This is a genomic window from Streptomyces sp. NBC_00028, assembly GCF_045041065.1.
Lineage (GTDB): Bacteria > Actinomycetota > Actinomycetes > Streptomycetales > Streptomycetaceae > Streptomyces.
Window position 1 is genome coordinate 2,428,684 of the sequence record NZ_CP108293.1, and the last position, 15,107, is coordinate 2,443,790.

Consider the following 15,107-nt stretch of genomic DNA (forward strand, 5'->3'; position numbering starts at 1 on the left):
GCCGCTCAGCTCGCGCCCGCGAAGTGCTCCCCCACCAGCGCCCGCACCACGTCCAGTTGCCCCGCGATCAACGCGTCCAGCAGTGCGGTGTGTTCCGCCGCGTCCGCGACCAGTTCGGCGCGGCCACGGGCGGCCGGGCCGCCGGTCAGGGGCCACTGGGCGCGGCGGTGGAGGTCGTCGGCGATCTGGACGAGCTGTTCGTTGCCGGCGAGGGCGAGGACCGCGCGGTGGAAGGCGCGGTCCGACTCGGCGTACGTCGCCCGGCAGCCGGTCGACGCGGCCCGCACGGTGGCCTCGGCGACCGGCCGCAGTTCCGCCCAGCGCTCGGCCGGTGTCGTCCGCGCCAGCCGTAGCATGACCGGCACTTCGATCAGGGCGCGGACCTCGGCCAGTTCCGCCAGCTCCCGGGCGCCCCGCTCGACGACCCGGAACCCGCGGTTGGGGACGACCTCGACGGCGCCCTCCAGCGCCAGCTGCTGCATGGCCTCACGGACCGGCGTCGCGGAGACGCCGAAGCGCTCGCCGAGGACGGGCGCCGAGTAGACCTCGCCGGGGGTCAGCTCGCCGGTCACCAGCGCGGTGCGCAGGGCGTCGAGGATCTGCCCGCGCACGGAGGCCCGCTGGACGACGGGCCGGGCGCTGTGTGCGGCGGCCATGGAGGGCGGCGGCACCGGCGGCTGCTCGGCGGGGACCACGGAGGGCGGCGTGGGCAGGGGCCGCTCGGCGGGCGGGCGCCCGCCGCGGGCGTTCGGTACGGCGTCGGCGGCGCGGGTGCGCTCGACCTGGGGTTCCGGCAGCCCGCCGTGGGGACGCGCCTGCGGCGGCACCCGTACCGGTCCGGTGACCTCCGTCCCGGTGGAGCCCTGTGTGCCCTGCTTCACAAGGAGCCTCCTCCGGACGTGTCAGTACTTGGGGTCATTACGGCGGGTTGTTACTTACCCGTCAAGCACCTTAGGCGCAGAAGCCGACGGTTCAAAGCGTGATGATCTTGGGTGAGGTTAGCCTTACCTTCAGAACGTCTGTCCTACGTGGTCGCACAACTGTCCTGGATTGGTGGCCCCGCATGCCCGCTCCCGCCTCGGCCCTCACGGACGCCTACACCCGTCTGACCGAGGTCTTTCCGGGCATGACGGTGCGCGAGCTGGGGCCCGCGGAGCCGGCACCCCGGGGCGACGGATGGGTCGGCGCCCACGCGCTCGCGGCGGGCGCCGACGGACTCGACGCCTTCCTGGTGTGGGACGACGCACAGGTGCGGCGCGATCACGGACGCCCCGGCCGGCCGGACGTCATCGCGAGCTTCGGGCTGCACCGGTACGCCTGGCCCGCCTGTCTGCTGATCACCCTGCCCTGGTTCCTGCACCGCCGGGTGCCGCGCTTCCCCGTGACGCGGGTGTCCTACGACCGCACCCGGGGCCCGATGGACTTCGCCGTACGGACTGGCGCCTTCGCCTGTCTGCCGGGCGATCCGGCCGCGGCGCTGCCCGGCGCCCGGGTGGTCCCGGACGAGGAGGCGTTGCGCGCCGAGGTGCGGGACGCCGTCGCCGAGCACATGGAGCCGCTGCTCGCCGGGTTCGGACCGCGGATGCGGCGGCGCGGGCGGGCCCTGTGGGGCATGGTGACCGACGAGGTGGTCGAGGGGCTCTGGTACGTCGCCGGACTGCTCGGCGAGCACGAGCAGCGTCGGGCGGAGCGCGAGCTGGAGCTGCTCCTGCCGGGCACGACCAAGCCGTACGTCGGCTCGGCGGCCTTCCGGGAGTTGAGCGGACCGGCCGGCGAGCCGCTGCCCACCCGGGACCGGATCAGCTGCTGCATGTACTACACCCTCGAACCGCAGGACACCTGCGTCACCTGCCCGCGCACCTGCGACGCCGACCGGGTCGTCAAACTGCTGGCGGCGGCAGCCAGTTGAGGGACCCCGCGGAACGGGCCCGGCCACCGGTCCCGTAAGATCATCCGCGAACAGGGCTCCCGTGCGGCTTCCGCGCGACTCCCGGCGGGTTACAGGGGATTCACAATTTCCTCACCTGCCGCAGGAACTTTCCGTGGAACCACCCGTACGGGTAGTCTTATTCGAACTCAACTCCCGCCCCTCACGCGGCAGTTCGAGCAGAACGCCGCCCTGGGCAATCCCTTGCACCTCCTTGGCGGCCTCTTGCCCCGAAACCCCCTGAGGGCCGGTGGGATTGGGCCACTATGGCGGGCGTTACACGCCCTATCCCAATGCAAGGGACCCCAGATGAGACTGACCGACATATCGCTGAACTGGCTGCTTCCGGGCGCCGTACTGCTCCTGGGCATGGTCGCGGCGATGGCGGTGCTGGCGCGGAGCAAGCGGTCCAGCGGGGAGCACGCGAAGGACGACTCGTGGGAGCGCAGCGAGGAGCGCCGGCGGCGCAAGGAGGCCATATACGGCACCGCCTCCTATGTCCTGCTGTTCTGCTGTGCGGCGGTCGCCGCCGCCCTCTCCTTCCATGGCCTGGTCGGCTTCGGCCAGCAGAACCTGAACCTGTCCGGCGGCTGGGAGTACCTGGTCCCGTTCGGCCTGGACGGCGCGGCGATGTTCTGCTCGGTGCTCGCGGTGCGTGAGGCCAGCCACGGAGACGCGGCGCTCGGCTCCCGGATACTCGTGTGGACGTTCGCGGGTGCCGCGGCCTGGTTCAACTGGGTGCACGCGCCCAGGGGTCTGGGCCACGACGGCGCGCCGCAGTTCTTCTCCGGCATGTCCCTTTCGGCAGCCGTCCTGTTCGACCGCGCCCTGAAGCAGACCCGCCGGGCGGCGCTGCGCGAGCAGGGCCTGGTGCCCCGTCCGCTGCCGCAGATCCGCGTGGTCCGCTGGCTGCGGGCGCCGCGTGAGACGTACAAGGCCTGGTCGCTCATGCTCCTGGAGAACGTCCGCAGCCTCGACGAGGCGGTCGACGAGGTCCGCGAGGACCAGCGCCAGAAGGAGACGAACCGGCTGCGCCGCCGCGAGGCGGACCGTCTGGAGCGCGCCCAGCTCAAGGCCATCAGCCGGGGGCACCGCGGATTCATCGGCCGCGGCGGCGGCCGGCAGGTGGAGACCCAGGCCCTGGAGCGGGGCGGCGACCGAGCCACCGCGGAGCCTGCCATATCTACGTCGCCGGAACCGCTGCCCGTGCGCTCGCGTCCGTCCCTTCAGCCGGTCCGTCAAGGCACTGAGCCGATCACCGTCGACCTCACCGCGGAGGACGACACCATGGCCCTGCCGCGGCTCGACTCCCTCGAGCGCAAGCTCAAGGACCTTGAGCAGCAGTTCGGTTAAGCCCTTCGGGGACCATGCGAGGGGGGTACGGCCGGACGGCCGTACCCCCCTCGCATGGTGTCGGTCACGCGGCGCCCGCGTCGAGCTCGAACCACACCGCCTTCCCCACCCCGTGCGCCCGTACGCCCCACGCGTCGGCGAGGGACTGGACGAGGACCAGGCCCCGGCCGTGCGTACCGTCGTCGGCGTTCGGTACACGCAGTCTGGGCCTGCGGGCCACGAAGTCCCGTACCTCCACCCGCAGTCCACGGGGTCCGACGGTGGCCGTCAGGACCGCGTCGTGGTCGGTGTGGACGAGTGCGTTGGTGACGAGTTCACTCGTGAGCAGCTCCGCTATCTCCGATCGTCCGGGCCTCCCCCATTGCCCCAGCAACTCGCGCAGTGCGCGGCGTACTTCGGGCACCGCACGCAGATCCGCCCGCCCGAGTCTGCGTCGTAGCGATACGGCCGGCGCCGGTTCTCCGACGCTCACGGCCCTGTCCTCCACCGTCTCCACCGAGAAGGCCCCGATCGCCGTGGGACCGCCTCCTCGTGCCTGCCTCTTCATGACCCCCGCCCGCGTGCCGATGTCGGTTTCCCTCCTGCTCGAACACGTTCACGGGGATCCATGCCCCGTCGTTCACGCCGCAGTCATGTCGAATCGTCAACGACCAGGTGTTCGGCCACGGTTCACGGCTACGACACCCATCGCCCGGCCGCCGCTGCACCGCCCTTCGATCAGGCTTCGAGGCGCCGTGCGGCATGTCCGGATCGGGGTGTCGACGGGGCCGGGGGCGGGTGCCGGGGCGGGCCGGGCACGGAGGCCGGCGCGGGGCGGGCGTGCCGGTGGTTCCCCCGGCTGGCATGTGCCGCGCGGGCCGCGGGCCGGGGCGGGGGCCCGCGCGGGCGGCGCGTGGCGGGGAAAGGGCTGGTCGACGGGGCCGTTCCGGTTGGCGCCGGCACACGGTCCGGGGACACGCCGCGGGACGGGTGGGACGCCAGGACCAGCCCGGGTTCCCGGTACTTCCCGGTACGGACAGGGTTGTACGACACCGTGGGCGTCCGGCTCGACGACGTACCGCGTGGGACCGGCGCCCGACGGTGAGCGCGGCCGGAGCCGTGCGTCCGGCCCGCGTCCGGGTCGGCCATCCCGGCGGTCCGACGGGGCTCCGGGCCTACGCACCCGGGAGACACCCTGACCGGCGGGCCTCGGACGAACTGCCCATGCCCGTCTGCCCGGGCCGCCGTCCCCGGCCGGGGACGCAGACCTGCGGACATGACGCGTCAGGCCGCTTCGGCTGCTGTTTTACCCGGCGTTGAAACTGGCCTGAATTCGCCCGCCCCGAACCGGACCTGCCGCGGAGGCCGCCCTCCCGACCCCCGTGGCGAGAGGGCGGCTCCGCTTCTTCCGGTGGCTCAGTAGAGCTTGTCGACGGCCTTGGTCGTCGTCTTGCGGAACGCCTTCACCGGTGCGTCGGCGAAGTCGCCCAGCTGCTCCCACTCCACGACGGTGACGGTCCCGCCGTCCCGGCCGACGGAGAGCAGCTTGATGTCGGAGGAGCCCCAGGAGCCCTCGATGTGCAGACCGTGCACCCGGGCGCCCTCCTCGACCGGCAGCGTGCCGTAGTCCCGGTGCGTGGCCTCGACCTCCGGGTCGGCCTGCTCCAACTGGGTGGCGCAGGTCCTGATGTCCTTGTTCAGGCGGGTGGCGAGGGCCTTGGCCTTGCCGGTGTCGCCGACGACGATCGTCAGTTGCAGGGCGCTGGTGTCGAGGTCGGTGTGGAAGGCGCGGTACCGCGAGTCGTAGCCGGGCAGCGTCTCCCGGAGGCAGGACAGCAGGTTGTCCGGGGCACCGTCGGTGACCTTGCCGGCCGTCCAGGAGGACGAGGGGTGCGGCGGCAGCTCGGACGCCGCAAGGAACTTCGGAGCGGGCTTCGGAGCGGCGTCCGCGGGTGAGGCGAGCGTCGCGCCGAGGGCGAGTCCGGTGGCGGCGACGGCGAGGAGCGCGCCGGCTCGGGTGCGCATGGGCATGGTGGGTCCCCCGTGTACGAGTGAGTGCGAGAAGCATGTGCACAAGCGTGCGAGTAAGTAGCGTGTCGCTCCGGGGTGGTTGGTCGGTCCGGCCCGCTCGGTGCGACACCAAGAGCATCAGCGGTCACAGGCGTCCGGCGCAACAGCCGGCGGCCGTTGTGCCCCGGTGGAACCATCCCAGGCCATGTGACGTGCAGGTATGTGAGTGCCTGGGACAAGCGACGGGGGGCGGGACAACGGTGTCGGACCAGGGGGACGCGGCCGCGGTGGCGGAGTTCGCGGCGCTGCTCACGCGGCTGAAGGAACGGACGGACCGCAGCTACGGCCAGCTGGCCCGCCGACTGGCCATGAACACCTCGACGCTGCACCGCTACTGCGCCGGGGAGACGGTCCCGCTGGACTTCGCCCCCGTGGAGCGGTTCGCGGCACTGTGCGGGGCGACACCGGAGGAACGACACGAACTCCACCGGCGCTGGCTGCTCGCGGTGGCGGCACGACAGCGATCGCGCCCGCAGGAGCCCGCGCCGACGCCGCCGCCGACCGCACCCCCGGTCGAACCGGCCGTCGAGGCGAACGAGGTGGACGCGGCGAACGAGGCGAACGAGGCCGATCCGGTCACCGTCGTCCGGGCCCCTGAGCCGCCCCGCCCCTGGTACCGCCGACGGCGAGCCCTCGTGGCGTCGGCCGCGGCCGTCGTCCTGATCGCCTCGCTCGGCAGTCTGTCCGCCCTCTCGGACGACCGCTCCTCCGCCGCCGACTCCGTACGCCCCACCGATCCGGCCCGCTCCACCTCGGCCGCCCCCACGTCACCCGACCCCAGCGCGTCCAGGAAGAAGCCGAGCCCGTCCGCCTCCCCGAGCCGGGGGACCCCGTCGCCGTCCGGCTCCGGTACGGGTCGGCCGCACCCCGGCGCGTCCGCCAAGGGCGGCGGCAGCCCCACCGGCGGCGCGGCCCCGGGGGCCGCCGTGCCCCTGTCCTGGACGGTCAACTCCCATGTCTGGAACGCGGGCTGCGGCCACCGGTACGTCATCGACAAGCCGTCGGCGCAGGTGCCACCGCCGCCGGTCGCGCAGGACGCGGCGACCTGGGCGGCGGCGCAGGGCGCGCTGCACGGCGGCGAGACGATGGTGCAGGTGTCGGTGCAGGGGCGCAGCTCCACGGCCGTGGTCCTGGAGGCGCTGCGCGTGCGGGTGGTCGGACGTTCGGCCCCGGCCGGGGGCAACTCGTACGCCATGGACAACGGCTGCGGCGGCGCGCTCACCCCGCGCATGTTCTCCGTAGACCTCGACGCGGACCGGCCGATCGCCCGCTCGGAGGCCGGCAACGACGGCGAGAACGAGATCCCGGCGATCCGGATGCCCTACCGCGTCTCCGCCGAGGACCCCGAGATCCTGCTGGTCACCGCGCGGACCGTCGGCTGCGACTGCAGCTGGTACCTCGAACTGGACTGGTCCTCCCAGGGCCGCACCGGCACCGCCCGCGTCGACGACCACGGCACCCCGTTCCGCACGACGGGCGACAAGAAGCTGCCGCAGTACTCGTACGACTACTCGAACCGAAGGTGGGTCTCGGAGGACTAGGGCCGGGGCACGTTGCGTAGGTTGGAGCGGGCCATCTGGAGCATGCGGCCCACGCCGCCGTCGAGGACGATCTTCGAGGCGGAGAGGGCGAAGCCGGTGACCATCTCGGTGCTGATCTTCGGTGGGATGGAGAGGGCGTTGGGGTCGGTGACGACGTCGACGAGGGCCGGGCCCTTGTGCTTGAAGGCGTCCTTCAACGCCCCCGCGAGTTCCTTCGGCTTCTCGACGCGGACACCGTAGGCACCGCAGGCGCGGGCGACGGCGGCGAAGTCGGGGTTCTTGTTCGTGGTGCCGTACGACGGGAGTCCGGCGACCAGCATCTCCAACTCGACCATGGACAGGGAGGAGTTGTTGAAGAGGACGACCTTCACGGGGAGGTCGTACTGCACCAGGGTCAGGAAGTCGCCCATCAGCATGGAGAATCCGCCGTCGCCCGACATCGACACGACCTGCCGCTTGCGGTCGGTGAACTGGGCGCCGATCGCCATCGGCAGCGCGTTGGCCATGGAGCCGTGCGAGAAGGAGCCGATGACGCGGCGGCGGCCGTTCGGTGAGATGTAACGGGCCGCCCAGACGTTGCACATGCCGGTGTCGACCGTGAACACGGCGTCGTCGGCGGCGAGTTCGTCGAGGACGGAGGCCACGTACTCGGGGTGGATCGGGACGTGCTTCTCGACCTTGCGGGTGTAGGCCTTCACCACGCCTTCCAGCGCGTCGGCGTGCTTCTTGAGCATCTTGTCGAGGAAGCGCCGGTTCTGCTTCTCCTTCACCCGCGGGATCAGACACCGCAGGGTCTCCTTCACATCGCCCCACACCGCGAGGTCGAGCTTGGAGCGGCGGCCCAGGTTCTCGGGGCGGACGTCGACCTGGGCGATCTTGACGTCGTCGGGCAGGAACGCGTTGTACGGGAAGTCGGTGCCGAGCAGGATCAGCAGATCGCACTCATGGGTGGCCTCGTAGGCGGCGCCGTAGCCGAGCAGACCGCTCATGCCGACGTCGTACGGATTGTCGTACTGGATCCACTCCTTGCCCCGCAGGGCGTGTCCCACCGGTGACTTGACCTTCCCGGCGAACTCCATGACCTCGGCGTGCGCGCCGGCCGTGCCGCTGCCGCAGAAGAGGGTGATCCGGGCGGCCTTGTCGATCATCTCGACGAGCCGGTCGATCTCGGTGTCGCCGGGGCGGACCGTGGGCCGGGTGGTGACGAGCGCGGTCTCCAGCGGCTTGTCCGGGGCGGGGTCGTCGGCGATGTCGCCGGGGAGGGAGACCACGCTGACGCCCGAGCGGCCGACCGCGTGCTGGATCGCCGTCTGCAACAGCCTCGGCATCTGCTTCGGGCTGGAGATCAGCTCGCTGTAGTGGCTGCACTCACGGAACAGCTGGTCGGGGTGGGTCTCCTGGAAGTAGCCCAGGCCGATCTCGCTGGACGGGATGTGGGACGCGAGGGCGAGGACCGGCGCCATGGAACGGTGGGCGTCGTAGAGACCGTTGATGAGGTGCAGGTTCCCCGGGCCGCAGGAACCGGCGCAGGCGGTGAGCCGGCCGGTGATCTGTGCCTCGGCGCCCGCGGCGAAGGCGGCGGTCTCCTCGTGCCGTACGTGCACCCAGTCGATGCCGGCGTTGCGGCGCACGGCGTCGACGACCGGGTTCAGGCTGTCGCCGACGACGCCGTAGAGGCGCTTGACCCCGGCGCGGACGAGGATGTCTACGAACTGTTCGGCGACGTTCTGCTTGGCCATGAGTCCATGTATCCACACCCCCCGCGGTTACGCCTCCCACACGGCGGCGGCCGTACGGTCGTCGGCGTAGCCCTTCACCCGGACCTGGGTGTCGGCGAGGAACGCGGCGAGGCCCGGCGCGGTGGGGCCCGCCCAGCGTCCCGTGAGGTAGTCGCACAGCTCCGGCTCACCGCGCAGGGGCTCCGCGAGGCCGCCGCTGCACATCAGCAGCGTGTCACCCGGGCGGGCTACCGAGGCGCGGAAGCGGAACGGCTCGCGGGGTGGCTCGGGGGCGGGTTCGTAGGGGCTCGGCGGGGTGGGGATGCCGAGGTCCATGGTGAGGCGGTCGCCCTCGGGGGTCTCGGCGGGGAGCGAGCCGAAGCCGACGACCGGTTCGCCGGTGACGTCCATGACGCGCGGCTCGATGTCCTGCCACTCGCCGTCCCTCAGCCGGAACAGGCCGCCCGCGCCGACGCCGAAGAAGACACGGGTACGGCAGTCGGTGTCGGCGGGCAGGAGCAGACAGCGCAGGGTCGCGGAGTACTCCTCCGGGTCGATGCCCTGCTCGGCGGCGCTGGCGCGGAGTTTGCCGAGACTGCGGTCGGTGAGGCGGTGCAGCCCCGACTTGAGGTCGCCGCGGCGGGCGGCCCTGAGGTCCTCGGCGAGGCGGGCGTGACTGCGGCCGACCGCACGGCCGATCCAGTGGCAGGCCTCGGCGGCGGCTCGATGGGCGCCTGGGGTGGCGCGGGCGCCGGTCGCCATCGCGACGAGGACCAGGGCGTGGTCGCCGGTGCCGAAGCGGGCGGTGAGGAGGGAGTCACGGCGGGGTTCGCCGCGGAAGCGGGCGGAGTCGCCGCGGACGGAGGCGGCGCGCAGGGTGCAGGAGCCGTAGTGGGCGCCGTCGAGGACGGTGTCGGCGACGAGGTCGTCGAGGTCGTCGGGGTCCGCGGGTGGGAGGGCGGTGGGTTCGGCTTCGTAGGTGGGCGGGCCTGAGCCCAGGTAGGTGACGGGGGGTGCGGGCGGGAGGGTGGGGAGGTCGAGGCGGGTCGCGGTGCGGACGGGTTGCGGTGTGGGGGGCGTTTCGGTGGGCGCGGGTTCCGGGTCGGCCGGGGTCGGTGCCGGGGCGTGGGTCTCGCTTGCCCGCGCCGGCGGGGTGCCGCTGCGCCCACCCGTGCCGCCCTGCGGCACGGCTGTCCGCAGTGACGGTGGTGGTTCGGAAGCGGCGGGCTGCGCTGGGATGTCAGCCCTCTCCGCGTCCCGGTTCACCGTGCCCGCCGCCGACTCGTATCTGTCGTCCAGCGAGTCGGGCGCGGACGTGGGGCCCGCGTCCTCGGTCTTGTCGTCGTACAGCTGTCCCCACCAGTCGTCCTCGTGGCCGGTGGGCCTTCCCCCCTGATGGCTCATGCCCCTAATTGTCCACCGCTGGGGCCGGATGAAAACGGGGCAACCGGAAAATCAGCAGGTCGTGCGAAACGTCGTGCGAAACAAGGCCGCCGGGCGGTTCCACCCCCCACGGGAGAACCGCCCGGCGACATCCGGGTGACCGGGCCTCGATCACCTGACGCGCTAGCGCACGTCGTAGGCCCGGGTCACGGTCTGGGTGACCGAGGTGCCGTTGGCGTCGGTCAGGTCGGCCCTGAGTGTGACCTGCTTTCCTGTCGCGGAGCTGTGGTCGACGACCGCGGACCACACGCCGTCCCGCCGCTCGGTCCGCGCCTGCGTCCAGGTCTCACCACCGTCGTAGGAGCAGGCGAGCCGTACCGACGTCAACGCGCCCGGGTGGTAGCCCGCGTGGCCCGTCGCCGTGAGGGTGATGCGTTGGCCGTCCTTCGCGGGGAGGGTCTTGAGGCCGTCCTCGGGGAGGGCGTAGTGCGGGAACAGGAGCGGGATGCCCTGGGAAGAGGTGTTCTCGTCGAGTGCCGAGCGGAAGGACCAGGTCGTGGTCGTCTGGGTCGTCCTGTTCCAGACGCGGGCCGGCTGGCCGAACTTGGCCGTGTTCAGGGTGAGTTCGTACGACGACTCCTGCGCCGGGACCGTGAACACCCCGAACGGATAGGGGCTGTCGCCGATGGTCTCGCCGTTCCGCTTCAGGATCATGTTGCCCAGGTCGCCGAAACTGCCCTGGACGCCGACGTGTTGGGTGTCGCCGTAGAAGGCGGGGGCGACGCCGATGAGGTTGCCCTGGCGTTCGGCGGCCAGTGCCTCGGTGCCGGTGTCGTCGAGGGGGCCGGTCGGCGCGAGGACACCGCCATACCACTCCTCCTGACGACGCTCGCCCTTCTCGTACGTCCGCACCGGGTCGATCATGAACTCGCCCCACGGGAAGCTGCTGGACAGCTGGTGCCCCCAGCCGGTCGTGCCGGGGGTGAGGTACTCGGTGCGGGTGAAGGGCGCGGGGACGGTCTCCAGGTCGCCGAAGTAGCCGGACAGGCCGCTTGGGCGGGTCATGGTCTGGAGGTCGATGTGGTCGGTGGCGCCGCCCGACATCGACTTGTACGTCGCCCGCGTCGCCGCCAGCTCCCGGTCACGGGCGTGGTAGGCACGGTCGCTGCGGATCTCTCCCGTCTCCGGGTAGGCGAGGTTGTAGAGGTACGGGCTCTTCGCCGTGGCCGTCCAGCGCAGGGTCACGTCAGTACCGGCGGCGAGGAGCGCCTTCGCCTCCTCCGTCGGGATGCCGAGGATCGGGAGCGTGCCGCCGACGAAGCCGGCTGAGGGGTACCAACGGCCGGGCGCCGCACGGTAGCCGAGGACGGCCACCGCACCCGCCGCCTTCGCGCGGTTCGCCACCTCGTAGGCGCTTCCGCTGTCCGGCAGCTCGACGAGTGCGATCTTGCCCTTGGCGCCCGAAAGCTCCTCCGCCGTACCGGACTTGGCGTCGTAGAGCGGCGCCTGGCCCTTGCCGTCGAGGTTGACGGAGCTGGTGGACGCGGTCACCGGGTGGAGCTTCTGCCCGCCCACGACGGCGAGTTCGGTGATCTGCGGGGCCGCCGCACGCCAGAAGCTGTCGAACTCGAAGGTGCCGTCGGTGGCCTTGCCGTTGACGGAGGCGTAGTAGCCGCGCAGGGAACGGCCGCCCGCCGCGGTGCCGCCGTGCAGCCAGGTGTCGTCCCACGAGCGGGCGAAACCGAGCGTGGCGCCCCGGAGTTCGGTCGGCCGGTCCGTCCGGACACTGAGGCGGTGGGCCCCCCGGGCGTCCAGGACGACCGTGGTGTCCCCGCGGATCTCCAGTTGCGGACGGGCCAGGTAGGAGAGGGAGTTGTAGAGCGTGCCCGCGGTCTCCGGGGTGGTGATGAAGCTGGAGAGGAAGTAGCTGCCCGGCCGGATCGCGTACGTCTGGTCGCCGGCGCCGTCGTTGAAGCGGCGTTCGCCGGTGGCGTCGTCGGTGCCGATGACATCGACGGAGGAGGCACCGCCGGCGGGGTTGCCGAGGCGGTCGACCAGCTTGACGCGCAGGGTGACCGTCTCGGGCTGGACGTAGAGCGAGAAGGGGGTGGAGACGGTGGCGCCGCCTGCGGCCTGCGCCAGGAGGCGGCCCGTGATGTCGCCGTACTGGGCGCGCTTGAGCGTGGCCGTCGGGTCGACGCGGAGCGGGACCTCGACCGTCTTCCCGGCCGGGACGGTGACCGATGAACCAGCTCCCAGGCGGGCCACCGGTGAGCGGACGGCGGAGCCGTCGTTGCCGGTGATCCCCGTCACCGACAGCTTCAGCTCCACCGCCCTGTCCGTGGTGTTGGTGTACGGCACGGAGACGGTCGTGCGGTCGGTCGCGTCCTGCGGCCAGTCGTAGGTGCCGGCCTGGACGGCGGGCGCGCCGAGGACCGTCTGGTCGACGGCCGCCTTGACGTCGAGGCGACCGCCGCCGGTCTCCCGGACGTCGCCGGGGATGCCGGCGTCGGCCGAGGAGACGAGGGCCGCCTTGATCCGGGCGGCGCTCCAGTCGGGGTGGCGCTGCCTGACGAGGGCGGCGGCACCCGCGACATGCGGGGTCGCCATCGAGGTACCGCTCATGGACTGATAGGCGTACACGCCGCGGCCGCCCGCGTTGGCGGCGGAGATGCCGACGCCCGGTGCGGTGATCTCGGGCTTGAGGGTGTGGGAGCCGTAGGCCGGGCCTCGGCTGGAGAAGTTCGCTGTGGAGTCGTCGCGGTCGACGGCGCCGACGGTGAGGACGCTCGGGGCGCAACCGGGCGAGGAGACCGTGTTGTTGCCGGGTCCCGAGTTGCCGGCGGCGATGACGAAGAGGGTGTCCGTGCTGGAGCGGGCCAGTTCCTCGGTGGCCTGGGCCATGGGGTCGGTGCAGTCGGTCTGCTCGGGGTTGCCGAGGCTCATGGAGACCACGTCGGCGCCCTGGTCGACGGCCCACTGCATGCCGGCGATGATCCACGAGGTCTCGCCGTAGCCCTGGTCGTTGAGGACCTTGCCGTTGAGGAGGTCGGCGCCGGGGGCCACGCCCTTCTTCCTGCCGTCGCTCGCGGCGCCGGTGCCGCCGACGGTGGAGGTGGTGTGGGTGCCGTGGCCCTGGTGGTCGTCGGCGTCGGCGGAGTCGGTGAAGTTCTTCGCCGCGCTGATCCGGCCCTTGAGGTCGGGGTGGTCGGCGTCGACGCCGGTGTCCAGGACGGCGACCTTGGTGCCCTTGCCGTCGTAACCGGCGGCCCAGGCCTCCGGGGCGTGGACCTGCCTGGTCGACCGGTCGAGGGTGGCGGACACCTTGGCGTCCAGCCACAGCTTGTTGAGCGAACCCTGGTCGACGTCGTCCCAGAAGACGCCGGCCTTGTCCTTGTCCGCGTCCAGGGCCACGCCGTCGATCGAGTCGAGCACCCGGTCGCGGGCGGCGCCGCGCGGGGTCTTCGGAACGCTGCGGGCGGTGACGGGGCGGTCGTACGTCGCGATCAGCGGCAGCGTGTCGGTGTGGGCGTCGTCGTAGCCCTGCCGGACCAGGCCGGTGACGTTGAACAGCTCCTCGTCGACCCGTCCGGCGGCCAGCGCCTCGATCGCGCCCTCGGGATAGACGTACAGGTCGTCGCCGTCCTGGCGGGTCTGGGTGAACGGGGTCGTGCCGTCCTCGCCGGGCAGGGCGACGGCCCCGTCCTTCGTGACGAGGACCCGGTCGCCGGTGACGAGGGTGACGACGGCGCCGGAGCCGGGGGTGGCCCGGCTGCCGGTCAGTGGTCTCGACGGGCCCGGATCCTCGGCCGCGTGGGTGGGCGCGGCGGTCGTCACGGCCAGCACGACGGCGGTCGCCGCCCCCATGGCCGTACGGCGTATCGCTCTCGCCAAGATCGCTCTCCTGCCGTGTCGCCGCCTGCCCGCGTGCGCGAAACGCGCAAGCCGAAGAGGCCCAAGTCGGGCATTGCGGACGGTGGTTGATGCTGCGGTGGCGCCACGATGGCAGAGGGGCGGGTGGTGCGGCGATGATGTGCCGAGGCGGGTTTGCGCCGTGGCCGGTTCCCGCCACGGTGCCGCCGGGGCCGCTCGGAAGGGGCGTTGATGCTGGGTGTGCTGGGGCTGGACGAGACGCACGAGTCGGCGTACCGGGCGCTGGTGTCCGTGGGCGCGGCCGACCTGCCCGATCTCGCGCGGCGGCTGACGCTCGCGGAGCACGACACCGAGCGCGCCCTGCGCCGCCTGGAACGGCACGGACTCGCGGCCCAGTCCTCCGCCCGGCCCGGCCGCTGGGTCGCCGCTCCCCCGGGTGTGGCGCTGGGCGCGCTGCTCACCCAGCAGCGGCACGAGCTGGACAAGGCGGAGCTGGCGGCGGCGCTGCTCGCGGAGGAGTACCGGGCGACGGCGGCCGAACCTGCCGTGCACGACCTGGTCGAGGTGGTGATCGGCGCGGCGGCGGTGGCGCAGCGGTTCCTGCAGTTGCAGCTGGCGGCGACCCAGGAGGTGTGCGCCCTGGTCACCGGCGATCCGGCGGTGGTCTCCGGCGGGGAAAACGACGCCGAGGAGCAGGCGGCCGGGCGCGGGGTGCGCTACCGGGTGGTGGTCGAGCGGTCGGTCCTGGATCTGCCGGACGGCATCGGCGAGCTGTCCGCCGCGCTGGGCCGGGACGAGGAGATACGGGTGGTGGACCGGGTGCCGACCAAGCTGGTCGTCGCCGACCGCGCCCAGGCCCTCGTACCGCTGACCTCGCACACGGCGGAACCGGCCGCGCTGGTGGTGCACGCGAGCGGGCTGCTGGAGCTGCTGTCGGGGCTGTTCGAGTCGGTGTGGCGGGAGGCGCTGCCGCTGCGTCTGGGCGCCGCCGGGGTGACGGAGGAGGCTGCCGACGCCCCCGACGGGACGGACCTGGAGGTGCTGTCCCTGCTGCTCGCCGGGATGACCGACGCGAGCGTGGCCAAACAGCTGGACCTGGGGCTGCGGACCGTGCAGCGCCGGGTGAAGCGGCTGATGGAACTGGCCGGGGTGACGACCCGGCTCCAGCTGGGCTGGCATGCCTACGACAGGGGCTGGGTGGCCCGGAACTGAGCTGGGCGAACCTCCCTGACCTGCGCCTTCTCTCACTGTCCGGCACCCTGG

The 15,107-nt window shown here is 72.4% G+C and carries 10 protein-coding genes; 4 read left to right on the plus strand and 6 right to left on the minus strand.

The features are described 5' to 3' along the window. Positions 1-5 precede the first annotated feature (5 nt). The gene (locus OG885_RS10775) at positions 6-881 is read right to left on the minus strand and encodes a GntR family transcriptional regulator (protein ID WP_405729656.1); all 876 of its coding nucleotides are present in this window, start codon (positions 879-881) and stop codon (positions 6-8) included. Between the two features lie 182 nt (positions 882-1,063). Between OG885_RS10775 and OG885_RS10780 the strand changes: the two genes are divergently transcribed. Further along, positions 1,064-1,909 carry a (2Fe-2S)-binding protein gene (locus OG885_RS10780; protein ID WP_405729659.1) on the plus strand — a complete coding sequence of 282 codons (846 nt, stop codon included), beginning with the start codon at positions 1,064-1,066 and terminating at the stop codon, positions 1,907-1,909. 327 nt (positions 1,910-2,236) lie between these two features. Continuing rightward, the gene (locus OG885_RS10785) at positions 2,237-3,280 is read left to right on the plus strand and encodes a DUF2637 domain-containing protein (RefSeq protein ID WP_405729662.1); all 1,044 of its coding nucleotides are present in this window, start codon (positions 2,237-2,239) and stop codon (positions 3,278-3,280) included. A 64-nt stretch (positions 3,281-3,344) separates the two neighbouring features. On the opposite strand, the gene OG885_RS10790 is transcribed toward OG885_RS10785, so the two are convergent. After that, the gene (locus OG885_RS10790) at positions 3,345-3,827 is read right to left on the minus strand and encodes an ATP-binding protein (protein ID WP_405729665.1); all 483 of its coding nucleotides are present in this window, start codon (positions 3,825-3,827) and stop codon (positions 3,345-3,347) included. A gap of 848 nt (positions 3,828-4,675) precedes the next feature. Continuing rightward, the gene (locus tag OG885_RS10795) at positions 4,676-5,284 is read right to left on the minus strand and encodes a hypothetical protein (protein WP_405729668.1); all 609 of its coding nucleotides are present in this window, start codon (positions 5,282-5,284) and stop codon (positions 4,676-4,678) included. Positions 5,285-5,529: 245 nt separating this feature from the next. Here OG885_RS10795 and OG885_RS10800 point away from each other — a divergent pair, with 245 nt between their 5' ends. Next, entirely contained in the window at positions 5,530-6,870 is a 1,341-nt protein-coding gene (locus OG885_RS10800) for a helix-turn-helix domain-containing protein (RefSeq protein ID WP_405729671.1), read from the plus strand. On the opposite strand, the gene OG885_RS10805 is transcribed toward OG885_RS10800, so the two are convergent. The 3 genes from OG885_RS10805 to OG885_RS10815 form a co-directional block, all read right to left on the minus strand. Continuing rightward, positions 6,867-8,609 (minus strand): pyruvate dehydrogenase, encoded by a 1,743-nt coding sequence (locus OG885_RS10805; protein WP_405729674.1) that lies wholly within the window; start codon positions 8,607-8,609, stop codon positions 6,867-6,869. The two genes, OG885_RS10800 and OG885_RS10805, sit on opposite strands and share 4 nt — an antisense overlap. 27 nt (positions 8,610-8,636) lie before the next feature. Beyond that, positions 8,637-9,992 (minus strand): protein phosphatase 2C domain-containing protein, encoded by a 1,356-nt coding sequence (locus OG885_RS10810; protein WP_405729677.1) that lies wholly within the window; start codon positions 9,990-9,992, stop codon positions 8,637-8,639. Positions 9,993-10,154: 162 nt separating this feature from the next. After that, positions 10,155-13,838, minus strand: coding sequence for a S8 family peptidase (locus tag OG885_RS10815; protein ID WP_405742682.1), 3,684 nt, complete (start codon positions 13,836-13,838; stop codon positions 10,155-10,157). A gap of 237 nt (positions 13,839-14,075) precedes the next feature. Here OG885_RS10815 and OG885_RS10820 point away from each other — a divergent pair, with 237 nt between their 5' ends. Next, positions 14,076-15,056, plus strand: a complete 981-nt coding sequence (locus OG885_RS10820) for a helix-turn-helix transcriptional regulator (protein WP_405729680.1) — start codon at positions 14,076-14,078, stop codon at positions 15,054-15,056. The last annotated feature ends 51 nt before the right edge of the window (positions 15,057-15,107 follow it).